This is a genomic window from Pseudomonas sp. FP1742, assembly GCF_030687145.1.
In the GTDB taxonomy this organism is placed as follows: Bacteria; Pseudomonadota; Gammaproteobacteria; order Pseudomonadales; family Pseudomonadaceae; genus Aquipseudomonas; species Aquipseudomonas frederiksbergensis_D.
On sequence record NZ_CP117460.1, the window covers coordinates 1371031 to 1395339 of the forward strand.

Annotated in this window: 24 protein-coding genes; 11 read left to right on the top strand and 13 right to left on the bottom strand. The window is 60.9% G+C overall.

The genetic code is table 11. The features are described from left to right. Position 1: 1 nt before the first annotated feature. From PSH64_RS06080 to PSH64_RS06110, 7 genes are all read right to left on the bottom strand, one after another. On the bottom strand, positions 2–1120 hold the full coding sequence (locus tag PSH64_RS06080) for a succinylglutamate desuccinylase/aspartoacylase family protein (protein ID WP_305480248.1): 1119 nt from the start codon (positions 1118–1120) through the stop codon (positions 2–4). Between the two features lie 12 nt (positions 1121–1132). Then, on the bottom strand, positions 1133–1843 hold the full coding sequence (locus PSH64_RS06085) for an ABC transporter permease (protein WP_105348512.1): 711 nt from the start codon (positions 1841–1843) through the stop codon (positions 1133–1135). Next, entirely contained in the window at positions 1840–2568 is a 729-nt protein-coding gene (locus tag PSH64_RS06090) for an ABC transporter permease (RefSeq protein WP_305480250.1), read from the bottom strand. The genes PSH64_RS06085 and PSH64_RS06090 overlap by 4 nt, the downstream gene beginning before the upstream one ends. A 56-nt stretch (positions 2569–2624) precedes the next feature. Next, positions 2625–3407: a transporter substrate-binding domain-containing protein gene (locus tag PSH64_RS06095; protein WP_105348507.1), complete on the bottom strand. Its 783-nt coding sequence runs from the start codon at positions 3405–3407 to the stop codon at positions 2625–2627. 418 nt (positions 3408–3825) lie between these two features. Next, the gene (locus tag PSH64_RS06100) at positions 3826–5514 is read right to left on the bottom strand and encodes an ATP-dependent DNA ligase (protein WP_305480252.1); all 1689 of its coding nucleotides are present in this window, start codon (positions 5512–5514) and stop codon (positions 3826–3828) included. Then, positions 5511–6542: a ligase-associated DNA damage response exonuclease gene (locus PSH64_RS06105; RefSeq protein WP_105348501.1), complete on the bottom strand. Its 1032-nt coding sequence runs from the start codon at positions 6540–6542 to the stop codon at positions 5511–5513. Before PSH64_RS06105 ends, PSH64_RS06100 begins: the two co-directional genes overlap by 4 nt. Positions 6543–6791: 249 nt before the next feature. Further along, a complete protein-coding gene (locus PSH64_RS06110) occupies positions 6792–9242 on the bottom strand; it encodes a penicillin acylase family protein (protein WP_305480254.1) in 2451 nt (816 codons plus the stop codon). 201 nt (positions 9243–9443) lie between these two features. On the opposite strand from PSH64_RS06110, the gene PSH64_RS06115 reads away from it, so the two are divergent. After that, positions 9444–9995, top strand: coding sequence for a cysteine hydrolase family protein (locus PSH64_RS06115; RefSeq protein WP_305480255.1), 552 nt, complete (start codon positions 9444–9446; stop codon positions 9993–9995). Between the two features lie 147 nt (positions 9996–10142). Here PSH64_RS06115 and PSH64_RS06120 read toward each other — a convergent pair whose 3' ends face one another. From PSH64_RS06120 to PSH64_RS06135, 4 genes are read right to left on the bottom strand one after another with little or no spacing between them, the layout of a single operon-like run. Further along, positions 10143–10361, bottom strand: a complete 219-nt coding sequence (locus tag PSH64_RS06120) for an SEC-C metal-binding domain-containing protein (protein ID WP_046046248.1) — start codon at positions 10359–10361, stop codon at positions 10143–10145. After that, positions 10358–10852 carry an LEA type 2 family protein gene (locus PSH64_RS06125; RefSeq protein WP_105348497.1) on the bottom strand — a complete coding sequence of 165 codons (495 nt, stop codon included), beginning with the start codon at positions 10850–10852 and terminating at the stop codon, positions 10358–10360. The genes PSH64_RS06120 and PSH64_RS06125 overlap by 4 nt, the downstream gene beginning before the upstream one ends. A gap of 59 nt (positions 10853–10911) precedes the next feature. Further along, complete coding sequence (locus PSH64_RS06130; protein WP_105348494.1) at positions 10912–11388, bottom strand: YchJ family protein; 477 nt, start codon at positions 11386–11388, stop codon at positions 10912–10914. Between the two features lie 4 nt (positions 11389–11392). Further along, positions 11393–11890: a DUF6231 family protein gene (locus PSH64_RS06135; protein WP_105348491.1), complete on the bottom strand. Its 498-nt coding sequence runs from the start codon at positions 11888–11890 to the stop codon at positions 11393–11395. 177 nt (positions 11891–12067) lie between these two features. Between PSH64_RS06135 and PSH64_RS06140 the strand changes: the two genes are divergently transcribed. The 4 genes from PSH64_RS06140 (at position 12068) to PSH64_RS06155 (ending at position 14765) form a co-directional block, all read left to right on the top strand. After that, on the top strand, positions 12068–12763 hold the full coding sequence (locus tag PSH64_RS06140) for an OmpA family protein (protein ID WP_105348489.1): 696 nt from the start codon (positions 12068–12070) through the stop codon (positions 12761–12763). 90 nt (positions 12764–12853) lie between these two features. Then, complete coding sequence (locus PSH64_RS06145; protein WP_105348486.1) at positions 12854–13573, top strand: OmpA family protein; 720 nt, start codon at positions 12854–12856, stop codon at positions 13571–13573. A 162-nt stretch (positions 13574–13735) separates the two neighbouring features. Continuing rightward, positions 13736–14014, top strand: coding sequence for a DUF1145 domain-containing protein (locus PSH64_RS06150; RefSeq protein ID WP_305480256.1), 279 nt, complete (start codon positions 13736–13738; stop codon positions 14012–14014). Beyond that, a complete protein-coding gene (locus PSH64_RS06155; protein ID WP_105348481.1) occupies positions 14007–14765 on the top strand; it encodes a collagen-like protein in 759 nt (252 codons plus the stop codon). Before PSH64_RS06150 ends, PSH64_RS06155 begins: the two co-directional genes overlap by 8 nt. 114 nt (positions 14766–14879) lie before the next feature. Here the strand turns inward: PSH64_RS06155 and PSH64_RS06160 are convergent, their stop codons facing one another. Then, positions 14880–15338: a CopD family protein gene (locus PSH64_RS06160; RefSeq protein ID WP_305480257.1), complete on the bottom strand. Its 459-nt coding sequence runs from the start codon at positions 15336–15338 to the stop codon at positions 14880–14882. A 98-nt stretch (positions 15339–15436) separates the two neighbouring features. Between PSH64_RS06160 and dinG the strand changes: the two genes are divergently transcribed. From dinG to pdxH, 5 genes are all read left to right on the top strand, one after another. After that, positions 15437–17581 carry an ATP-dependent DNA helicase DinG gene (gene dinG / locus PSH64_RS06165; protein WP_305480258.1) on the top strand — a complete coding sequence of 715 codons (2145 nt, stop codon included), beginning with the start codon at positions 15437–15439 and terminating at the stop codon, positions 17579–17581. A gap of 96 nt (positions 17582–17677) precedes the next feature. Continuing rightward, positions 17678–20182: a beta-galactosidase gene (locus PSH64_RS06170; protein WP_305480260.1), complete on the top strand. Its 2505-nt coding sequence runs from the start codon at positions 17678–17680 to the stop codon at positions 20180–20182. 264 nt (positions 20183–20446) lie between these two features. Beyond that, complete coding sequence (locus PSH64_RS06175) at positions 20447–21592, top strand: serine hydrolase domain-containing protein (RefSeq protein WP_105348468.1); 1146 nt, start codon at positions 20447–20449, stop codon at positions 21590–21592. Positions 21593–21708: 116 nt separating this feature from the next. Continuing rightward, a complete protein-coding gene (locus tag PSH64_RS06180; protein WP_305480261.1) occupies positions 21709–22692 on the top strand; it encodes an OmpA family protein in 984 nt (327 codons plus the stop codon). Between the two features lie 24 nt (positions 22693–22716). After that, on the top strand, positions 22717–23364 hold the full coding sequence (pdxH, locus tag PSH64_RS06185; RefSeq protein ID WP_305411381.1) for a pyridoxamine 5'-phosphate oxidase: 648 nt from the start codon (positions 22717–22719) through the stop codon (positions 23362–23364). A 5-nt stretch (positions 23365–23369) separates the two neighbouring features. Here pdxH and PSH64_RS06190 read toward each other — a convergent pair whose 3' ends face one another. Further along, complete coding sequence (locus PSH64_RS06190; protein ID WP_305480262.1) at positions 23370–23606, bottom strand: hypothetical protein; 237 nt, start codon at positions 23604–23606, stop codon at positions 23370–23372. 166 nt (positions 23607–23772) lie between these two features. Between PSH64_RS06190 and PSH64_RS06195 the strand changes: the two genes are divergently transcribed. Then, positions 23773–24237, top strand: a complete 465-nt coding sequence (locus PSH64_RS06195; RefSeq protein WP_018926911.1) for a glycine zipper 2TM domain-containing protein — start codon at positions 23773–23775, stop codon at positions 24235–24237. Positions 24238–24309 lie beyond the last annotated feature (72 nt).

Sequence of the window (24309 nt, forward strand, 5' to 3'; positions counted from 1 at the left end):
CTCAAGGCGAAAGTAGGTAGCCGCTGCGATAGGCTTCGGTGCCCGCGACATGGGCGATCACCATGCCCGCAGTGGCCATGCGGCGCAACGAACGGGCGTACATCAGCCCGGCGGCGGTGCAATGGACAGGAGTGACGCGATCATTGATCGGGTCGATGATTTCGGCGATCAGTTGCCCGGCCTCCAGGTATTCCCCGGGCAGGGCGGTGAACACCAGCAGCCCGCCCACGGGGGTTGCCACCGGCTCGACCCCGGCCAGCGGCGTGGCCGGGTAGGGCAGTTCCGGTAAGGGCGCCGGCTCACCGGCAATCGCGCCGAAGTGAATCAGATAATCGATCAGCGCCTGGCAATCGAGGCTGGCCAACGGATGATTGACGTCCCCCTGGCCACGCAATTCGACGGTGACCGAAAAACTGCCCGGCGGAATGTCGAAATGCTCGCCGAAGCGCTCTTTCAACTGCCACCAGAGCAGGGTGAAGCATTCATCGAACGATTGGCCGCCAGAGTCGGTGGCCAGCAGGCTGGCTTCGGCACCGATGTAGCGCGCCAGTGGTTCGACCTGCGGCCAGGCCTCGGGTGTGGTGTAAAGGTGCGCCACGGCTTCGAAATCGCAATGCAGGTCCAGCACCATGTCCGCATCGCAGGCCAGCCGTTGCAGGGTCAGGCGCTGGGATTGCAGTTGCGTGCTGGCGGTCTGCCGCGCCAAGGCGTCACGCAGGCTGCCGCGAATCACTTCCAGGTTATGTTGCGGATCGTCGCCGAGCAGGCCTTCGATCTCGTTGCCGACTTCTTCACTCAAGTCGACGAACCAGCGATTGAAGTTCTGCCCGCTTTCCAGTTCGTAGCGGCCCAGCGGAACGTCCATCAATACTTGTTCCAGGCCAACCGGATTGGCCACGGGCACCAGCACGATTTCGCTGCGCAGGCGGCCGGCGGCTTCCAGTTCCGCCAGACGCTGCTTGAGGTGCCAGGCCACCAGCATGCCGGGCAGTTCGTCGGCATGCAGGGAGGACTGGATGTAGATCTTGCCTTTGGCCGCCTGGGGGCCGAAGTGGAAGCTGTGAATTTGTCGCACGGTCCCCGGCAGCGGGGCCAGCAGGTCATGAATCTGGTGGCGCATGTACGAGGTGTCCTAGTGAGTCGGCCCGAGGAAGGCCAGCCATCGGCGTTCGGCGAGGCGGAACAGGCCGACCAGCGCAAAGGTAACGGTCAGGTAGATCAGCGCGGCGATGCCGAACGACTGGAACGTCAGAAAGGTCGCGGAGTTCGCGTCACGAGCGACTTTCAGGACATCCGGGATGGTTGCGGTGAACGCCACGGTGGTCGAATGGAGCATCAGGATCACTTCATTGCTGTAATAAGGCAACGAGCGGCGCAGGGCTGACGGCATGATCACGTAGGCATAGAGCTTCCAGCCTGACAGGCCGTAGGCCTTGGCCGCTTCGACTTCGCCGTGCGCCATGCTGCGAATCGCCCCGGCGAAGATTTCCGTGGTGTAGGCGCAAGTGTTCAGGGCAAAGGCCAGGATCGTGCAGTTCATCGCATCGCGAAAGAACGCATCGAGGATGGGCTGGGCGCGCACGGCCGCCAGGCTGTAGATGCCGGTGTAACAGATCAGCAGCTGGATATAGAGCGGCGTACCCCGAAACAGATAGGTGTAGAACTGCACCGGCCAGCGCAGGTAGAACTTGGGGGAAACCCGAGCAATGGACAGCGGGATCGATACCAGAAAACCGATGAAGATCGACGCACTGAGCAGCCACATGGTCATGGCCAGGCCGGTGATGTTGTAGCCGTCGGTATAAAGGAAGGGTTTCCAGTATTCCTGCAAGAGCTCGATCATCGTACGGCCTCCCGGGAACCGGCGGCGTAGCGACGTTCGAGCCAGCGCAGGACGACATTGGAGGCGCTGGTGATCAGCAGGTAAATCAGTGCGGCGAGCACCAGGAAGTAGAACAGTTGATAGGTGCTTTTACCGGCGTCCTGCGCGGCCTTGACCAGGTCGGCGAGGCCGATGATCGAGACCAGTGCGGTGGCCTTGAGCATCACCATCCAGTTGTTGCCGATACCCGGCAGGGCGAAACGCATCATTTGCGGGAACACCACGAAGCGAAAACGTTGGCCGCGTTTGAGGCCGTAGGCGGTGGCGGCTTCGACCTGGCCCCGTGGCACGGCGAGGATCGCCCCGCGGAACGTTTCGGTGAAGTACGCACCATAAATGAAGCCCAGGGTGATGACCCCGGCGCTGAATGGGTTGATCTCGATGTATTCCCATTCCATGTATTCGGTGAACGACGTCAGCCAGGTTTGCAGGCTGTAGAAGATCAGCAGCATCAGCACCAGGTCCGGTACGCCGCGAATCAGCGTGGTGTAGACCTGCGCCGGCACGCGCACCAGTTTCACTTTCGACAGTTTGGCACTGGCGCCCAGCAATCCGAGCAACACGGACACCAACAGCGACAACACCGATAATTTGATGGTCATCCAGGTGCCTTCCAACAGCAACGGGCCGAAGCCCTGAAGGCTGAAGGCTGAGAGCCCCAGGTTTTGTAAGAGGTTTTCGAACATAAATCAGCAACCTGATCGGATAAAAAAAGCGCCCATCGCGAGATGGGCGCCGGGCATTATTTGCCGCTGTACAGATTCAGATCGCCAAAGTGTTTCTTCTGAATGGTGGCGTAGGTGCCATCGTCGTGTAACGCTTTGATACCTTTATCCAGAAGTGCTTTCAGCTCTTTGTTACCTTTCGAGATACCGACAGCAGTTTTGGCTGGCAGCAATTCGCTGTCGACAGGCTTGCTGACTTCGTAATCGGCGCCTTTTGGCGACTTCAGGAAGCCCAGTTCGGCTTGCAGCATGTCCTGGATCGCGGCATCGAGACGGCCGGAGGTCAGGTCGGAATACACCTGATCCTGGTTCTGATAGGCCTGGGTTTTCACGCCGGCCTTGTCCAGCACGGCTTTGGCATAGGCTTCCTGAATGGTGCCTTGCTCGTAACCGACGGTTTTACCCTTCAACGAAGCGACGTCTGTGCTCAGGCCGGAGCCTTTCTTGAACACGTAGGCAGTAGGGCCGGAGAACAGTTCGCTGGAGAAGTCGATGACTTTTTCGCGGGCTGGAGTGACGGTCATCGAAGAGATCACACCGTCGAATTTATTGGCCTTGAGGCCCGGAATCATGCCGTCGAAGTCGCTTTCGACCCATTTGCACTTGACCTTCAACTCGGCGCAGATCGCATTGCCCAGGTCGATGTCGAAGCCCACCAGGCTGCCATCGGCTGCTTTGGACTCGAACGGCGCGTAAGAAGGGTCAACGCCAAAACGCAATTCCTTGTATTCCTTTGCCAGCGCGGAGCCGGCAGCCATGCACAACGCCAGTGCAGAAAGGGTCAGCAATGCTTTTTTCATTATTCAATCCCTAAGAACCAATATGAGCGCTTGTGGCGCAGAAGTACCTGTTACTGAAAAACGTAAGACCTATTAAAAGTAGCAATTTCCGAACCAGAGTCCCGAACAAGCGTTTTAAAAGATGATTCAGGAAATGGCAAAGCGGGGTTTGTGCACGAAAACGGGCATTGCCGGATTCCTGCGCCTGGATGGTGCGTCGTGACTGAAATGGCTTGCCTGAGTGTCATGGGGGCAGGTCCCAATGCCGGGAAGTGAAGACGTTTGAGCGACGAAGATCCTGTGGGAGCGTGGCTTGCCCGCGAAGAATGCACCGCGGTTTTTCAGGTATTACGCGTCATCGTTCTTCGCGGACAAGTCATGCTTCCACAGGTTCTGTGCCTGACTTACCGGCATCAGGGCTTGGCCCTTCGCCACCGGATCAGGTCAACAAATCCTGCAATGTCGCCAGACTGTCGGCTTCTTCCACCGACTTATCCTGCCGCCAGCGCAACATCCGCGGAAACCGCACAGCAATCCCGCTCTTGTGCCGTCTCGACAAGGCAATGCCTTCGAAACCCAGCTCAAACACCAAGGTCGGCTTGACGCTGCTCACCGGCCCGAACTTTTCCACCGTGGTCTTGCGAACGATGCTGTCGACCTGACGGATTTCTTCGTCGGTCAAGCCGGAATAAGCCTTGGCGAAGGGCACCAGTGCTCGCTCGCTGGCATCCGGCGGGCCGTCCCACACGGCGAAGGTGTAATCCGTGTAGAGACTGGCCCGGCGACCATGGCCCTGTTGGGCATAGATCAGCACCGCATCGACACTGAACGGGTCGACTTTCCATTTCCACCACACGCCCATGTCTTTGGTCCGCCCGACGCCATACAGGGCATTTCGGGCCTTGAGCATCATGCCTTCGACCCCCAGCCTGCGGGAGGCTTCCCGTTGTCGGGCGAGGTCGAACCAGTCTTCGCCGGTCAGCACGGGCGAGGCCAGTACTACCGGGTTTGCGCAGGCGGTGATGAGTTGGTCCAGTTGGGTACGGCGTATGACCTGAGGCTGATTGCGCCAATCTTCACCCTGCCACTCCAGCAGGTCATAGGCGAGGATGACCACGGGTACCTTGTCGAGGATCTTCCTGTCCAGGATTTTACGGCCGATCCGCTGTTGCAGCAGGGCGAAGGGTTGCACGGCAGGGAATGCCGACAACTGCGGATCGAAGGCATCCCTGGTGTCCGGTTGTGCGGTTTTCCAGGCGACGATTTCCCCGTCGATCACCGTGCCATCGGGCAGCTCATGAACCAGGCTGTCAAGCTCCGGGAAATGTTCGGTCACCAGGTCCTCACCTCGAGACCAGATCCACAAGCCCCCATCGCGCTTGACCACTTGGGCGCGGATGCCATCCCATTTCCATTCCACTTGCCAGTCACTGGCCGGGCCGAGCAGGGCTTCGAACTGCTCGACCGGTTGCGACAACGCATGAGCAAGGAAAAACGGGTACGGTTGGCCGCCTCGCTGGGCATGCTCGTCGGGTGCTTCGGGGGCGATCAATTTCAGGTAACTGACGGCGCTCGGACGATTCGACAGATCGGTGTAACCCACCAGTCGCTGGGCCACGCGCTTGCTGTCCAGCCCGGCCATGGCCGCCAGGGCGCGGGTGACCAGCAACTTGGAGACACCGACCCGCAAGCTGCCGGTGATCAGTTTGATACACAGCATCAGGCTGTGGCGATCCAGTTGCGCCCACAGGGCAGACAGGCGTTTGGCGAGAGTCCGCGGGGGGACACCGCGCAGCGGCAGCAATTTGTTTTCAATCCACACGGCCAGTCCGTCGGTAGAGGTATGGCGTGTTTCGGGCAGCACCAGCGAGATGGTTTCCGCCAGATCACCGACCGCCTGGTAACTCTCTTCGAACAGCCACGGTGAGAGCCCCGAAAGCTCGATCGCCAGTTCTTGCAGCAGCCGTACCGGCACCCATTGCCGAGGCCGTCCGCCAGCCAGAAAATACACCGCCCAAGCGGCATCTTCGGGCGCGGCCTGGGCAAAATAGTTCTGCATCGCGGTCAGTTTGGCGTTACTTGAGGTAGTGCCATCGAGTTCGACATACAAGTCGGCAAAGGCTTTCATGCCAACACCTCGGCGCTTTCGGGTTCGAGGGCTGCGTTATCCTCGTCGTCGCCGTATTCGGTGCTGAAGCCCATGGCATCCAGACCCTGTTCGCGCAGATGACGCACCAGCACCCCGATCGAGCCATGGGTAACCATCACTCGTTCGGCCCCGGTCTGTTCGATGGCCCAGAGCAGGCCGGGCCAATCGGCGTGATCGGACAGCACGAAGCCTCGATCCACGCCGCGCCGCCGACGGGGGCCGCGTAAACGCATCCAGCCGCTGGCAAAGCCATCGCTGTAGTCGCCGAAACGCCGTACCCAAGGGCTGGAACCAGCCGAAGGCGGGGCGAGGACCAGGGCTTTGCGTATTCTGGGGTCATGCTTCTTTACTTCGCCGGAGTAGATCGTTGGCGGTAAGTAAATACCGTTCTCGCGATAAAGCCGATTGATGGGTTCAACCGCGCCATGCACCAGAATCGGACCCAGACCGGCATCGATGCCATGAAGAATCCGCTGAGCCTTGCCGAAGGAGTAGCAAAGCAGCACGCTGGTTTTGTCGAGGGCGGCGTTGGCCTGCCACCACTGGTTGATCTCGGCAAAAATCTGCGCCTGGGGTTGCCAGCGGTAAATCGGCAGGCCGAACGTCGATTCCGTGATGAACGTGTGGCAGCGCACCGGTTCGAACGGCGCGCAGGTGCCGTCGGGCTCGATTTTGTAATCACCGGAGACCACCCAGACTTCGCCCCCATATTCCAGCCGCACCTGGGCCGAACCCAGCACATGGCCCGCGGGGTGGAAACTCAGTTTTACGCCGTGATGCAGCAATGGCTCGTCATAGGGCAGTGTTTGCAGGTTGATGTCCTGGCCCAGACGCGCCCGCAGAATGCCCGCACTCGGTGCCGTCGCCAGATAATGTTGATTGCCACGGCGAGCATGGTCGCTATGGGCGTGAGTGATGACTGAACGGTCGACAGGACGCCACGGGTCGATATAAAAATCCCCGGGCGGGCAGTACAAACCTTCAGGACGCGCGATAACAAGGTCCATATTGTTACCAGAGAGAAGAGGCCTGTTAGCTAGGAGGTTCGCGCGGAGCCAGAAGTTCTATTTATTTTCAGGGAGAAATGAAGGCGTTAATCCGGCCGCTTTCGCGAGCAGGCTCGCTCCCGCATTTAATCGATGTCATGCGCAAAATTTGCGCCTGGAACGGTCAATGGTGGGAGCGAGCCTGCTCGCGATGACGGTGTCCGGCTCGTTGCAAAAAACGAACGAGAGGCCGCGATCGCGAGGAGGGCGTTATTTGCCAGGTGTCAACGTCAGCCGCGTCTTGCCATATACCTTGTCAAAGTTCTGCGGTTGCATCGGCAGGCTCATGTATTGCCCCTTGAGCCATGGCTCGATGCTATCGAGATAGTGCGGGCTGGCCGGGTTGCCGGACTGACCGGTAGCGTTCTGGCCCGTCAGCGGTTCGGCCTGGCCGAAATCGACGATAAAGCGCATGGCCGGTGCCTGTGTGGCGTTGAAGTCCTGACCCCAGGCGAACGCAGCGGTGTTGAGTGTGGTGTGGTCGCCGCCGGCTGCCAGCGGACCACGTACGGTCTGACCGTTGGCGTTTTTCCACTCGTAGCGATGCAGTTTGCCCCACTGCCAGGCTTTGTGATCGCCGCCCAATTGGCTGTCACCCGCGCTGATCGCAGCCGCCAGGCTACGGGCGAGGATCGCTGGTTTGTCTTCTTTCTGCGCAGTGCGTACGTCATCCCAGAACGGACTGTCCTCACGCCCAAGCAGGTGATCGGCTTGCGCCGCGTAGGACAACTTGCCGTTGGCGATAAAGGCTTTCCACGCCGGGCTGCTTTCCGGGCCCAGTTCGTCGAGGAAAATCTGTTTGGTGCTTTCCTGCAGGAACAACTCATAAATTGCCGCGTCGGCGGAAGTCGGGCTGAGTTTGCCGTCGAAGGCCATCAAGCGGGTATACGCCTCGCGAGCCTTGCCGCGATCGGCCACCGGCAACGCTTCGATGGCTTGTTTGAGCGGCTGGGACATGCCCGGCGCTTCAAACATCTTTTTCAGTTTGGCGGCGAAGGTGGTGGTCTGGTCGTATTGCATGGCGATCAGGCTGCGGGTGTCGTGTTTGCCCGCGCCCGCCAGTTCGGCCATACGTTCGCCACGCTCCGGCGCCGCCCAGGAGTTGGACAGCTGCATGCCGTAGCCATGGGGAATGACCCGCTGGTTGGCGGTGCCGAGCCAGCCCTGAGCCGGGTCCTGATCATACGGATGGAGCATCGGGTCGGCGTAACCGTCCCAGTCGTAGCGACCTTCCCAGCCCGGCGACGGCAGCAAGCCTTCGCCTTCGCGACGGTTCGGGTAGCGACCGGTGACTTGCCAGCCGATGTTGCTGGCATCGGCAAATACCATATTCAGGGCGATGGCGCGGATTTCACGGCTGGCGTCCGAGGCTTTCTCGACACTCTGCGCCCGGGACAGATCGAAAAAGGCGTCCAGGGTTTTATCGTCGGTGAAGTCCGGCGTCTGCAAGGCCAGGCCTAAACCATTCGCCAGTGCGGTGCCTTGGGCGCTGTTGAGCAGCGGTCCGTGGCGGGTTTCGTACACGGCTTCGCGAATCGGCCGCTGGCCTTTGACGAAGTAGGTTTCGTTGCGCACGATCGCCGGCTGCCATTTGCCGCCCACTTCGTAGGAAAGGTCATTGCCCTGGCGTTTGATTTTTTCCAGGAACAGGTCCTGGTTGTCGCCCATGACCGTGGTCATGCTCCACGCCACTTTGCCGTTGAAGCCACCGAGCACCATGGGTAACCCGGCGATGGTCACGCCGGCGGCCTGGTATTTTGGCGCGTGAATCTGCACGTAGCTGAATAACGACGGCACCCCCAGCGGCCCATGGCTGTCGCTGGCCAACAGGCTTTTGCCACTGCGGCTGCGTTGCGGGGCGATCGCCCAGTTGTTCGAAGAGGTGGCGCCCAGCAGATTCAGGTCCGACAGTTGGCCGGTGGCCTTGCTGATCTCGCTCAGCCCCGGGATTTGCCCGGTGAGTTTGATGCCCTGAAGTTTTTCGGCTTCAGTCATCGGCAGTTTTTCGTCGGGGGCGGAAGGTGTCAGCCACGCCAGCTTGTCGGTGCTGACGGTCTGGGCCAGCAGCAGCGAGGAAATCTCTTCCGGCAGGTTCGCCGATTGGCTGAAGTTCAGCAGGCAGAAAATCAGCGCCGAATCTTCCGGCTTCCAGTATTCAGGCTTGTAGCCGGTGGCCGCGAGGTCCGCTGGCAGTTTGTCGCGGTAACGGAACAGGTAAGCGTTGACCCCGCGGGCATAGACCTCGAAGAACCGCTTGAGGCGTGGCGACGAGGCCTTATACAGCTCACCCGCGCTTTTCTTCAGATTGACCGCACGCATGTAACGGTCGGCATCGAGCAGGTCCGCGCCGGACATTTCCGCCAGACGGCCCTGGGCCAACAGGCGCAGAGTGACCATTTGGCTGATGCGGTCGCTGGCGTGCACGTAGCCGAGGGTGAACAGGGCATCGTGGAAACTGTTGCTCTCGATCAGTGGCATGCCCATGGCATTGCGGCGAACCGAAACGTTCTGCGCCAGGCCCTTGAGCGGTTGCACGCCGGAGGTGGGCGGGAGGGTGTCCTGGGCGTTCCAGGTCTGACAACCGGTCAGGCTCAAAACACCGGCCACTGCTGCGGCAACGCCGAACCGGGGAAGAAAATGTGTAAGGGCTGGCGAGGCCATGGCAAAGCTCCTGCGGGGGTAGTGGCGCGACAAAGGCGCTACGTTAGTGAGCAGGAGGTGGCCGCGCAAGCGGCGGCTGGGTTATTTCTTCTCGGTGATCGCCGGCATCAGGTCGTCCTGTTTGCGTTTGATGGCTTGCCAGTAGCAAGAGGCGATGCTGAAGTGCGGCAAATTCAATGACCTTGCATGGGGAAAGTCGGCATGGAGCTTAAGACAAACGCGGCGCTGATCATCATCGATCAACAAAAAGGCATCCTGCATCCCAAGTTGGGCCGTCGAAACAACCCTCAGGCCGAAGAACGCATCCTGGAATTGCTGGGGCATTGGCGTCGCACCGGGCGGCCGGTGATTCATGTGCAGCACCTGTCCCGCTCAGCGGATTCAGTGTTCTGGCCACAGCAGTCGGGGGTGGAGTTTCAGGAACGTTTTCAACCCTTGAGCGGCGAACAAGTGGTTCAGAAGCAGGTGCCGGATGCATTCTGTTCGGCCGGGCTGGAAGCGAGTCTGCGCGAGGCGGGGATCGATCAGGTGATCATCGTTGGCGTGGCGACCAACAATTCGGTGGAGTCCACGGCGCGAACGGCCGGCAACCTGGGGTTTGAGGCGTGGGTTGTAGAGGATGCGTGCTTTACCTTCGACAAAGCGGATTATTTCGGCAATGCCCATTCAGCTGAAGAAGTGCACGCGATGTCGCTGGGGAATCTGCATGGGGAATATGCGACGGTCGTCAGCACTGTACAGATCTTGAAATGAGGTGACTGTCAGTCCGTCTTCGCGAGCAAGCCCGCTCCACATTGGATCTGCTGTATACGCACAATTTGTGGCTGACGCAGTTCAATGTGGGAGCGGGCTTGCTCGCGAAGGCGATTCAACAGGCGAAGAAATTATCCGCCCGAAGCCTCAAGCCCCGTGGCACTTCTTGAATTTCTTGCCGTTGCCGCACGGGCAAGGGTCGTTACGGCCGACGTCTTTCAAGGCATTGCGCACCGGTTCCTGGTGGGCGTGGCCGCAGTTCGGGCCGTGGACATGGCCATGGTCGTGATCATGGTGGTCGTGATGGTCGTGATGGTCATGATCATGGTTGCAGTCAGGGCCATGGACGTGGGGTTGCTGGGTCATCGGGGTCGCTCCGGAATTAAATCGGCGGCGATTATCACGCCATTGCGCGCCAGGTGCACGTAGTGCGCGATGAATAAACCGGTTTCCAGCGTTCCTTCCAGGCGATAGGGGATGGGTTGGTCGGGTTTTTTCAGTAATTTCACCAGGTCCCGGACTTTGGGCCACAGGTTGGTGCGGATCGGCACCTTGAAATAGGCGCTGCGTTTGGGGCCGACAGTGAACCAGTGTTCGTGCTCGCCTTCGGTCAGCAGTATGTCGCCCAGGTGAATGCGATATTCCAGGGCGCGTACCGTCAGGTCTTCGTCATTGGGATTGTCGACGCGAAAATGCAGCAGGAATTTCTGCTCCAGCAACTTGGCCCGGACCACCTCGACTTTGACCAGATGTACCTGCGGGTCCGGCAAGTCGTCGCTGAACCATGACGCGCAGCCGCCGAGTCCCAGGCACAGAAGCAAGGTGAGTAGCTGTAATACGCACCGGCGGATGGTCATGGTCGTATTTTTCCCTTTGTAGCAGCCTCGCAGGCTCGGCAGCTGCTACAGGCATCACCTCAAGCGCCGAAATAACTCGCGCAGCACTTCTTGAATTTCTGCCCGCTGGCGCATGGGCACGCATCGTTACGCCCGGCCTTGAGTGGCACGGTAGGGTCGATGAAGTACCAGCGGCCGGCGTTCTGCACGAATGACGAACGTTCGCGGTGGCTGTGTTCGCCGGCACTGTCGTGCCAGCGAGCGGTGAAGGTGACGAAGGCATGCTCCGGCTGACCGCCGAAGACCTCGGCACTTTCCACTTCCAGGCCCAGCCAGGTGCTTTGGGCGCTCCAGTCGCTGATCGATTGGCGATCCAGGCCGGCCTGTTGCGCGGGCAGAGTGGTCGCTACCAGATAATCGATCAGCCCCAGCACATAGGCGCTGTAGCGCGAACGCATCAGGACTTCGGCGCTAGGGGCCGGATGGCCGGCATGGTAATGACCGCAGCAGGCATCGAGCAGCGTGCCGCTGCCGCAGGGGCAAATGGATGTACTCATTGCGTTACCACCAGTATTTCCCGAAGTTTTCCGGATTGGCCCAGAAGCGTGAGTTGAGCCAGTCGGGCACCTGTTTGTAGTCAAGCAGATCGTAGGTAAACAGCGTCAGCACTTGTTCGTCGCGCTGGAAGCGTTCGCTGGCTTGCAAGGCCAGGGAAAAAAAATCCGTCTCCTGCCAGCCGCTGGCGGGCAAGTCGGCAAGCACCGCAATGCGACTGGCATTGAGGTTGCGGATCCCGCCGAGCAGATTCAGGCCGTCGCGCTTGGGCAAGTGTTCGAGGCAGTCGACCACCAGCGCCAGATCAAACCGCTGCGCCGCCAGTTCGGCCGGCAATGCTCCGGGCGCGGCAAAAGCGACGATGCTCTCCGGGTGCGCGAGTTTGAACGCCTCGAGCGCGGGGAACTCACTGGCGCCAATCAGCAGCAGACGCGCCGGGGCGTAACGATCAAGCAAAGCGGCCAACGCCTGCTGGGGCGTGCGCGAAGAAATACCTGCAATCATCGAAGATCCTCAATCAGAGCGCCAAGACTAGCTTGTCTTGTTGAGCGGTTTAAGCAAAAAGCAGCGATCTTCCGTGAACATAGGGCAAAACAGCAATGGCCTATTGCTGGCGGAGATTAAAAGTCCGGTCTTTACTCCTTGAAATCGGTTATTAGCCGATCCCTCAGGAGAAACTAGATGAGCATAGTCCGGACAGCATTACCTTTGGTTCTGCTAACCAGTGTGTTGACTGGTTGCGCAGGTTTGCAGAAAACCGACTGGCCGACCTGTGCGGCGGTCGGTGGTGTCGTCGGTGCGGGGCTCGGCGCGACCGAGAGCTCTTCATGGGCGGGGTATGGCGCGCTGCTGGTCGGCGGCACGGCAGCGGCATATTGCTGGGTGCATGGCGATGGCGACGAAGACGGCGATGGCGTGCCGGACAGTCGCGACAAGTGCCCGCACACACCTAGAGGCGTGCGAGTCGATGCCGACGGCTGCCCTCCACCCGCGCCTGCACCAGTGGTCGAAGAGAAGGCGGTGGTCAAGGAAGAGGTCATCGTTATCCGTGATGTTCACTTCAAGTTCGACTCAGCCACGCTCACTCCTTCCGATAAAGAGGTACTCAACACCGTTGCCACGCGCCTGAAACAGGAATCCGCCAGCGCCAGGCTGACCGTCACCGGGCATACCGACAGCGTCGGCAGCGATAAATACAACCAGAAACTGTCGGACAGACGCGCCCATTCGGTGGTGGAATACCTGATTTCCCAAGGCGTGCCACGCAGCAGTTTCGTGTCTGTGACCGGTGCCGGTGAAAGCCAGCCGGTGGCCGATAACAAAACCGCTGACGGCCGTGCGTTGAACCGGCGTACGGAAATCAAAATCGACCGCTAAGCCCCTCGCGCTCCGCGGCTTGTACAGTCGCGGATGCGGGTCTTTACTCCTGTGTGACCGGTATGGGCCGGTGACACAGGAGCATACACAATGAGCGTTCTCACAAGGACCGTTTTGCCGGTTCTGCTGCTTGGCAGCCTTCTGACCGGTTGCGCGACTCACAGCGATGGCACTGCCCCCCTCAATCAACGTACCTGGCCGATCTGCAGTGTCATTGGCGGACTGGTGGGTGGAGGTTTGGGCGCGATCGAAAGTGGCGGTTGGGCGGCGGGAGGCGCGGCGCTCGGGATCTTGACCGGTGGCTTGATCTGTTACGCCCAGGATGGCGATGAAGACGGTGACGGTGTCTTCGATCGACGGGATCGCTGCCCCGATACGCCCGCCAATACACCTGTCGATCATCACGGTTGTCCGCTGCCGCAGTACCCGGCCAGCGTGAAACCTGCCGAACCCGAAGCCGCGAAATCCGAAGTCATCACCCTGAGCAGTAGCGTGTTGTTCGCGTACAACAAGTCCGAGCTGACGCCCGCCGCGCGCAGTGAGCTGGATTCGCTGATGCCCAAATTGCAGAGCGCCGATGTGGTGAGCGTCAAAGTCGTCGGCCATACCGACAGCCAGGGTTCGGACGCCTATAACCAGAAACTGTCGGAACGGCGTGCCAGCAGCGTGGCGGCCTACCTGTTGAGTCGTGGCCTGGCGCCGAACAAACTCACCAGCGAAGGCAAGGGTGAAAGCCAGCCGGTGGCCGACAACGACACGGAAGAAGGGCGGGCGCAGAACCGTCGCGTGGAGTTGCACATCAATCGCTAGGCTCGGCGATCAAGAGGCCCGTGATAGAGCCGTCGGAGGACCATCAAGGTGGAGCCGACGGCCATTCGATGCCTTTCGGAAGAATTTTCTGCTGCCCTCTGGCTTATCCCGCGTGTAAGCCGTTACTGTGCGTGCAAATAAAAATTCTCGACGGGGGAGCGTATGAAGGTGTTTTGGGGGCTGGGGAAGTTGTTGACCCTGCTGTTCTGGTTGGTGGTGCTGGTCAATCTGCTCATTCCGTTTATTCATCCACTGCACCTGTTGGTCAACCTGGCCGGCAGTCTGTTGGCACTGACTCATCTTCTGGAGCTGGTGTTCTGCAATCGCAGCCTCAAAGGTCGAGCCCACCCCTGGCGTGATCGCCTGAAGATTATCTTTTTCGGCGTTTTCCACCTGCAAACCATTCCGGCCCCGGCCACTGCGAAGGCTTCCCATGCGTAAACTCTGTCTGCTCGCCGCACTCATCAGCCCATTGGCCTGCGCCCAAGTGGTGAGTGTCGAAACCAATTCGCTGATGCGCTTGCCCAATACGACCAGTTCCTTGCAACTGGAACGGCTGGAAGTCGCCGATTACGGCACTTTGCTGATCCCCTCGAATGTGACCGAAGTAACGGTCGGTGAGCTGCACCTGGGACGCGACGCGCGGATCGCCATTGTGCCGAGCGAACAGGCTCTGGAATTGAAGGTCAACCGTGCCGAGTTGGCCGAAGGCAGCCAGATCACCGCACGGGGCGCTCCCGGAACGTATCTCAAGGCTGCCCGCTCAGGGCGCAATCTGAATGTGCAGATCAAAGCGCTGAACGCACCGCAATTGTCGGTAGACGCTCGCGGTGGCGCGGGCGCTCCGGGGTTTGTCGGCCTTGACGGGGCCAACGGCCAAGCACCGGGTTGCACCTGGGGCCAGGCCGGTCGCGGCGCCGACGGCAGTGATGGCAGCGATGGCCAGCCGGGTGCGCCGGGGGCGCTGGTTCGGCTGGAGGTGCCGCGTGACTATCCGGCGCAGCAGATCAAGGTCGAGGTGGCGGGCGGGGTCGGTGGCGCGGCCGGCCCGGGTGGCAAACCGGGAGCGGGCGGCAAGGCCAAGGGCTGCATTATCTATAAAGCCGATGGCGGCAAGAGCGGTCGCCCTGGTGCCGACGGCCAGCCAGGGCCTGCCGGGGCGGCGGGTTCGGTGAGCATTCAGCGGTTGTAAGCAGTTTCTGAAACGATTGTTCCCACGCTCTGCGTGGGAACGCAGCCCGTGACGCTCCGCGTCACTGGACGCGGAGCGTCCCTTGAGGCATTCCCACGCAGAGCGTGGGAACGATCACGGCCTGGCCGCCGCAATCGCCACCAGCACCAACCCCACCACCAGGTTAATCCCCACCAACCGGCGAATTTTGCCCAGCGTCGCCGCCCCCGTCGGCCAATCCTGAGCCGCTACCGCCGTGCGCAGTTCCGGCAGCAGCAACGCTTGAATCCGGATAAACAGCGCGCTCATCACCACATACAGTCCCATCATCACCTGCACATACCGCGGCGCCGCTTCGAACCCGGCGAACTGCAAATGAATCATGCCCACACCGCTGATCGGCAAAAGCACCACCGCAACCCAGACCCAGCGGAAAAAACCTTGAAACACTTCCACCCACAGCTTCAACCGGGCAGGGCCTTCCAGCGCCTTCATCGCCGCGGGGCGCAGGACCATCCAGGCGAAAAACATGCCGCCGATCCAGACCAGAGCGGCCAGGACATGCAGGGTATAAACGATGCCAAAAGGTGTCATTGAGGTACTCCGTTCTGCGCGGGATTAATTAGCGGGGTATGATAGCGGCCGAACCGAACTACTGAAAATTTATCCAGCCTTTTTGCGCCCGACAATCCATGATCAGCACTGAACTCAAAACCACGATCCAGGGCGCCTACACGCGTTTTCTCGAAGCCAAGAGCCTCAAGCCGCGCTACGGCCAACGCCTGATGATCGCCGAAATCGCCAAGGTCCTCGGTGACATCGACACCGACGACGAAGGCCGGCGCAGTGGCGACCCCGCGATCGTCGCGGTGGAAGCCGGCACCGGTACCGGCAAAACCGTCGCTTATAGCCTGGCGGCCATCCCCGCCGCCAAGGCCGCCGGCAAGCGTCTGGTGATCGCCACGGCCACCGTGGCCCTGCAAGAGCAAATCGTCTACAAGGACTTGCCCGACCTGATGCGCAATAGTGGGCTGAATTTCAGCTTCGCCCTGGCCAAGGGGCGGGGGCGCTACATGTGCCTGTCCAAGCTCGACATGTTGCTCCAGGAAGGTCACGCGCAAACCGCTACCGCGCAGCTGTTCGAAGAAGAAGGCTTCAAGATCGAGGTCGATGAGGCCAGTCAGAAGCTGTTCACCAGCATGATCGAGAAACTTGCCGGCAATAAATGGGACGGTGATCGCGACAGTTGGTCCACCGCGCTCGAAGACGCCGACTGGGCGCGCCTGACCACCGATCACAGCCAGTGCACCAACCGTCATTGCCCCAACTTCGGCCAGTGCGCCTTCTACAAGGCCCGCGAAGGCATGGGCAAGGTCGACGTGATCGTCACCAACCACGACATGGTCCTGGCCGATCTGGCCCTGGGCGGCGGCGCGGTTCTGCCGGACCCGCGCGATACCATCTACGTGTTCGACGAAGGCCATCACCTGCCGGACAAGGCCATCGGCCACTTCGCCCATTACACACGCCTGCGCTCCACCGCCGACTGGCTGGAAGCCACCGCCAAGAACCTCACCAAATTGCTGGCCCAACACCCTTTGCCGGGCGATCTGGGCAAGTTGATCGAGCAGGTGCCGGAGCTGGCGCGGGAGATCAAGACCCAGCAGCAGTTCATGTTCAGTGCCTGTGAGCAGGTTGCCGACTTCAAACCCGGCGAAGACGTCGAAGGTCGCGAGCGGCCGCGTCACCGTTTCGTCGGCGGGGTGATTCCCGAACATATGCGTGAAATGGGCATCGAGCTGAAAAAGGGCTTTGCCCGGCTGACCGACCTGTTCACCCGGCTCACCGAACTGCTCAAAGAAGGCATGGACGGCGAGGTCAACATCGGCATCGCCAGCAACCAGGCCGAAGAGTGGTATCCGCTGTTCGGCAGCTTGCTGTCGCGTTCTTCGGGCAACTGGGAGTTGTGGACCGCCTTCACCGTCGAAGACCCGGAAGACAACCCGCCCATGGCCCGTTGGCTGACCCTGGCCGAAAGCGGTTCGCTGTTCGATATCGAGGTCAATGCCAGCCCGATCCTCGCGGCGGACATGCTGCGGCGCAACCTGTGGAATGTGGCTTACGGGGCGCTGGTGACCTCGGCGACCCTGACAGCCCTTGGCACCTTCGACCGTTTCCGCATGCGCGCCGGCCTGCCTAAAACTGCCGTGACCGCCGTGGTCCCGAGCCCGTTCCATCATGCCGACGCGGGCGTGTTGCGGGTGCCGGACCTGAAAGCCGACCCGCGTGATGCGCCGGCTCATACCGCGGCGATCATTCGCGACTTGCCGGAACTGGTCGAGGGTTCCCGTGGCACCCTGGTGCTGTTCTCCTCGCGCAAACAGATGCAGGACGTGTTCGACGGTCTGGATCGCGACTGGCGCAAGCAAGTGTTCATTCAAGGCAACCTGTCGAAGCAGGAAACCCTGAACAAGCACAAGGCGCGGGTCGATGGCGGGGATTCCAGCGTGCTGTTCGGCCTGGCGAGTTTTGCCGAGGGTGTGGATTTGCCCGGTGCCTACTGCGAACACGTGGTGATCGCCAAGATTCCGTTCTCGGTGCCCGACGATCCGGTCGAAGCCGCGCTGGCTGAGTGGATCGAAGCCCGTGGCGGCAATCCGTTCATGGAAATCTCCGTGCCGGACGCCTCGCTGAAACTGGTCCAGGCCTGTGGTCGCCTGCTGCGAACCGAAGAAGATCGCGGCACCATCACCTTGCTTGACCGTCGTTTGGTCACGCAGCGCTACGGTAAAGCTATTCTCAATGCGTTACCGCCATTTCGTCGTGAAATTTCCTGATGCGCCAGTGGGCAAATTTGCCCACTGCGTTGTCTACCTCACTGCCACCGCTTTTCCATTGGCTCATTAATGGTCGTAAGGGAGAACCACGTTCCTATGATTCGCCGTTCGTTGCCCGCTGTTTTTGCCTTGATGTTTGCAGCCCCTTTGCTGGCGGCCCCTGAAGGCCAGCAGACGCTGTTCAACTTTGTGCGTCCCGCCGATGTGGTTCAAGTGGCGACCCAGGACGCCAGCCTGCCGCAATCCAACGCGGAGCAAACGGCCGAAGGCGAAGTGTTGCGTCGCGTGACCTTCAACCCGGCTGCCCAGCCGACCTTGCGCCTGACGCCGCAGACCGGTGCCTGGGACTGGTCGCAGTCGGGCGCCATGAGCCTGCGAATCCAGAGCGCGATGAACTGGGCCGTGACCCTGTACGTGAAAATCCAGAGCAACGACGGCAAGACTCTGGTCAGCCGTGTCGACTTGCCGGCCGGCCCGGCGCAAACCTTGTTGATACCACTGCAGCCGAGTTCGCCGCTGAGCCAGGGCATGAAAGCCGGCCCGCCGATGCCGATCAACGTCGAGGGGCAGCGTGTATTGCTGGCCAGCAGCACCGGTGAGCTGGATCGCAGCCAGGTGGTGTCGGTGACTTTGTCGATGGATCAGCCGAAAGTCGCCCAAAGCATCCTGCTCGAGCGCTTCGGCGTGCAGGACGGCGAGGCTGCCACCAAAGCTGCTTATGGCGGTCTGGTGGACGCTTACGGTCAATCGACCCGGGCCAAATGGCCAGAGAAGATCAGCAGCGACGAGCAACTGAAATCCGCCGCCGCCAAAGAACAGCAACAGCTGAAAACCTGGCTGGCCGAGCGCGAGAAGGCGCCCCTGGACAAGTTCGGCGGCTTGAGCAAAGGCCCGGTGTTCAAGGCCAGCGGCTTTTTCCGCACCGAAAAGCGTGACGGTCGCTGGTATCTGGTGACCCCGGAAGGCCATCCGTTCTATTCCCTTGGCGTCAACACCGTGACCCCGAGCATCAATCAGACCTACGTTGCCGGTCGCGAGTGGATGTTCGAGTTCCTGCCCAAACCCGACGAACCCCTGGCCAGCCACTATGGCGAAGGCGACAACCGTGGCGGCAACGGTGTCGATCAGGGCCGAGCCTACAACGCCGGTCGTTGGTACGATTTCTATGGCGCCAACCTGCAGCGTCTGTATGGCGACCCTTGCGCACCGGGCAGCGAAACCGAGGCGGGTGTCGCCGAAGCGGCCAAGGCCGATGCGGTGGAGGCGACGGCTGACAAGGCCGCCGAGCAATCAGCCGCGCCTGCGCCTACCGAGTCCGGAACCGGTGTTGCCGAAGCGGACAAGACCGGGGCGGTTGAAGCGTCGGTCGAAAAGGCGGCCGCCGAACCCTGCAAAGCAACTGTCGACGAACAACGCTGGGCCAGTCACACCCTCGACCGTCTGCAAGCCTGGGGTTTCAACACGATCGGCAATTGGAGCGCACCGGTGTTGGGCAACGCTGACCGTGTGCCGTACACCTTGCCGCTGTCGATCGTCGGCGATTACGCCAGCATCAGCACCGGCACCGATTGGTGGGGTGGCATGCCCGATCCGTTCGATCCGCGTTTCGCCATGGCTACCGAACGCGCCGTGGCCATCGCCGCCCGCGACCATCGCGACGATCCATGGCTGATCGGTTATTTCGCCGACAACGAACTGGCCTGGGCCGGTCCCGGCGACGACCCGAAGTCCCGCTATGCGCTGGCCTACGGCACCTTGAAAATGACCACTGACGTTCCGGCCAAACGCGCCTTCCTCAAGCAACTGCGCGATAAGTACCGCAACCAGGCGGGGTTGTCGAAAGCCTGGGGCATTGATCTGCCGGCTTGGGAATTGATGGAAGACCCAGGCTTCGTGCCACCGGAGCCGAGCGCCGAACACCCGGAAATCGAAGCCGACTTCAAATACTTCCAGAAGGTGTTCGCCGACACCTACTTCAAGACCGTTTCCGATTCGCTCAAATGGCACGCGCCGAACCAGTTGTTACTGGGCGGCCGCTTTGCCGTCAGTTCCCCCGAGGCAGTCGAGTCCTGTGCGCAATACTGCGACGTGTTGAGCTTCAACATGTACACCCTGCAACCCCAGGACGGTTACGACTTCGCCAAACTGCGCAGTCTGGACAAACCGGTGCTGATCACCGAATTCAACTTCGGCTCGGCAGATCGCGGCCCGTTCTGGGGTGGCGTGACGCAATTGGCGAAGGAGGAAGACCGCGGCACGGCTTACGCCCACTTCCTCAAACAGGCGATGAGCGAGCCGTCGATTGTCGGGGTGCACTGGTTCCAGTACCTCGATCAGCCGGTGACCGGTCGCCTGCTGGATGGCGAGAACGGGCACTTCGGTCTGGTAGGCATTACTGATCTGCCGTTCCAGGGCTTTGTCGACAGTGTGCGTAAAAGCAACGGGCAGATTATCGATCAACTCGGCAAAGAGGCCGAGAAGGCCCGCGCTGAAGCGGATAAAGCCAGTCATGATGTCGAGGGCGGCAGGAAAGGCGAGGCAGGCAAAGGCCCGGGCAAGGGCGCTGGCCATGCGGGTGGGCATTCGGGCAATGGCCACTGATTCCTGATAGACCTGTGGCGAGGGGGCTTGCCCCCGTTGGGCCGCGAAGCGGCCCCCATGCTTACAGATGCACCGCGAATACAGGTTTTTGCGACCGCTTCGCAGTCGAACGGGGGCAAGCCCCCTCGCCACGGGGATTGCATCGTTGATGTCTGTGGCATTTCCATGAGCGGGCGACCGCCCGGCCCGATCCTGTTCCCAAATCCTTCAAGGGCTGGAACAATGCGGCCACTTTTGTTGAGCGTCTATCCGGGAGCGTTGCGGGTGCAGATTCAGGGTCATTACGAGCTTAAATTCGAAGCGGTGCGTGAAGCGTTTGCGGCGCTGTTCGACGATCCTCAAGAGCGTGGCGCGGCGTTGTGCATCCGGATCGGTGGTGAAACCGTCCTTGACCTTTGGGCCGGCACCGCCGACAAGGACGGCCATGAGGCCTGGCACAGCGACACCATCGCCAACCTGTTCTCCTGCACCAAGACCTTCACCGCCGTGGCGGCCCTGCAATTGGTGGCCGAAGGCAAACTGCAACTCGACGCCCCGGTCGCCCGTTACTGGCCCGAATTTGCCGCTGCCGGCAAAGAATCCGTGACCTTGCGTCACTTGCTCTGCCATCAGGCCGGTTTGCCGGCCCTGCGCGAGTTGCTACCCCCTGAGGCGCTTTACGACTGGCAGACCATGGTCAATGCCCTGGCCGCCGAAGCGCCATGGTGGACGCCGGGCCAAGGTCATGGTTATGCGGCAATCACCTATGGCTGGCTGGTCGGCGAATTGCTGCGTCGCGCCGACGGTCGTGGGCCGGGCGAGTCCATTGTGGCGCGGGTTGCCAAGCCCTTGGGGCTGGATTTTCACGTCGGCCTGGCCGATTCAGAGTTCCATCGCGTGGCGCACATCGCCCGTAGCAAGGGCAACCTCGGCGATGCCGCGGCCCAGCGCTTGCTGCAAGTAACCATGCGTGAACCGACGGCCATGACCACTCGGGCCTTCACCAACCCGCCGTCGATCATGACCAGCACCAACAAACCGGAATGGCGGCGCATGCAGCAGCCGGCGGCCAATGGCCACGGCAATGCCCGCAGCCTGGCCGGTTTCTACGCCGGTCTGCTCGATGGCAGTCTGCTGGAAAGCGAAATGCTCGACGAACTGACCCGCGAGCACAGCATCGGCGAAGACAAGACCTTATTGACCCGGACCCGCTTCGGCCTGGGTTGCATGCTCGATCAACCGGATGTACCCAACGCCACCTACGGCCTCGGCCCTCGGGCGTTCGGTCACCCGGGGGCTGGCGGCTCCATCGGTTTTGCTGATCCGGAGCATGATGTGGCCTTCGGCTTTGTGACAAATACCCTGGGACCGTACGTCTTGATGGATCCACGAGCCCAAAAGCTTGTGCGAGTACTGGCCACTTGTCTGTAAATCGCGCTTAAGGGGGCCAGGGCCGGAACCCGAAGGCTTTTGTGGTTTCAAAGCGTCTGTTTGACCGGGGGGCAACTCCGGTCTGACTTTTCATCACCTCATTTTGTGGATACCCAATGTCGTCCAATAAAACCCTCGCCCTGGCCCTGTGCTTTGCTATCACCGGTTGTGCACAAACCCCACAAAATGATGCCGCAGGTGGCAGCAGTTGGTGGCCATTCGGTTCTTCCGACAAGGTTGCGACTAAAGAACCCGCCCCGGCCCCGGCGCCCCTGAAACCTGCTGCCACGGCCCCCGTCACCAAAGCTGAAGCCGATGCCGGTGGCAAATGGTGGTGGCCGTTCGGCGGCAAGGAGCAGAGCACCGCCAAAGTCGTGCCGATGCCTGACCCGAAAGTCACCCAGGCCTGGCTCGACGACTACGAACCGCGCCTGCGCGAAGCGATCAAGGGCAGCAACCTGCAACTCGAACGCCGTGAAAACGTGCTGGTCGTCACGGCGCCGGTAGACGGCTCGTTCAACCCTGACCGCCCGGCCATGCTGCTGCCGGTGACCCTTGGCCCATTCACCCATGTCGCGAAAATCCTCGAAGCCGACCCAAAGACTGCCGTGCTGGTACTCGGTCACAGCGATACGTCGGGTTCCGCACCGGCCAACGTGAAACTGAGCCAGGAACGCGCCCAGGCAGTGGCGGCGATCTTCCGTCTCAGCGGTCTGCAGCGTGATCGCCTGATGCTGCGCGGCATGGGCGGTGAGGCACCGCGTGCGGCCAACGACAGTGCCGAAGGTCGTGCCTTGAACCGTCGTGTCGAGTTGCTGGTGACGCCGGCAAACACCATGGTCGCGTTGTTGAGCAAGTACAACATGCCGGCGCCGGCGCCGCTGACCAAGGTCGTCGCGCAAGACGTCAAGCCAGCGGCCACGCCTGTGACCCCGGCACCTGCTGCGAAAAAAGCGGCTGCCCCGGCGAAGAAAAAGGCACCGGCCAAGAAAGCGGCCACCAAGGCTCCAGCCAAAAAGGCTCCTGCGAAAAAGACCGCACCGGCCAAAGCCGCTGCCGATTCGAAGAGCGCCACCGCCACCGATGCCCCAAAGCAGTGATTCGTTAACCAAAAGGAATGCGCCATGACCCGGCCCTTGGCAGATATGCGTCGCGACTACACCCGAGATGGCCTGACCGAGGCGCAAGCCCCGGCCGAGCCGTTCGCGCTGTTCCATCAGTGGTTTGCCGATGCGGTGAAAACCGAGCAAGCGCCGGTGGAGGCGAATGCCATGACGTTGGCCACCGTCGATCAGGACGGTCGGCCACATTGCCGCATTCTGCTGCTCAAGGGCCTGGACGAGCAGGGCTTCACCTTCTTCACCAACTACGAAAGCGATAAAGGCCAGCAATTGGCAGCCAATCCATTTGCAGCCATGACGTTCTTCTGGCCGGCCCTGGAGCGCCAGGTGCGCATCGAGGGTCGGGTGGTGAAGGTTACGCCTGAAGAGTCCGACGCCTACTATCAGGTTCGCCCCCTGGGCAGTCGCCTCGGTGCCTGGGCATCTCCCCAGAGCCGGGTGATCGCCGATCGCGGCGAACTGGAAACGCTGCTCAAAGACACCGAGCAACGTTTCAGCGACACCCAGCCGCACTGTCCCGAGCACTGGGGCGGTTATCGCTTGCTACCCGAGCGCATCGAATTCTGGCAGGGCCGTCCGAGCCGTCTGCACGATCGCCTCAACTACCGCTTGCAGGGCGCCGATTGGGTGCGCGAACGCCTGGCCCCGTAAACGGTCTATCGATCGGAATACCCTGCCGCAGCGGACTCAAGCCACTGCGGCAGATCCCGGCGCTTGATCTTCTGCGCTTGAGCGTTCGCCAGTTGCTGGAGCATGAAGGCTCTTTTCTGTTGGTCTTTACCCGCCAGTGACAACGCCAGATCGCGGTCCACCCAGCGTCTGATTCGCACGTACAGCCACCAGTGGAAATACAAACCGGCGACGGTCGTGACGACAATGATGAAGTAATCCATGATAATCCTTGGGTCAGCGGCGCAGATTTTGTAATTTGACGCTACTGTGGTGAGTTCGAGAAGTGCCTGTACCAGGCCTGAATGAAACCAATTTTATCCGGGCGATGCCGTGACAGGCGTCAAGCTGCGGGTTTTAATGGATACCTGTCCTATGGAGTTTGATGCTATGCGTAAGTCTGTTCTGCTGGTTGCTTCTTTTTCCACGATGGCGATGTTGCTCTCCGGTTGCCAATCGAGCCTGACCGGTGACTCCTACTCCCGTGACGAAGCGCGTCGTGTGCAGACGATTCGCATGGGCACTATCGAATCCCTGCGTCCGGTGAAAATCGAAGGCACCAAGACCCCGATCGGCAGTGCTGCGGGCGCTGTCGTGGGTGGTGTCGGTGGTAGCGCCGTGGGCGGCGGTCGCGGCAGCATCGTTGCAGCGGTCATCGGCGCTGTAGCGGGTGGCCTGGTGGGCTCGGCTGCCGAAGAAGGCCTGACCCGCACTCAAGGCGTTGAAATCACCGTGCGCGAAGACGATGGCAGCATGCGCGCCTACGTGCAGGAAGTTCAGCCAAACGAAGTGTTCCGTGTGGGTGAGCGTGTGCGGATTTCCACTGTGGGTGGGACCAGCCGCGTTTCGCACTAAGCGGAAACGAAAGGAAAAAGAAAACCCCGATCAGGTGACTGGTCGGGTTTTTTTGTGTCTGCTGTTTTCGGT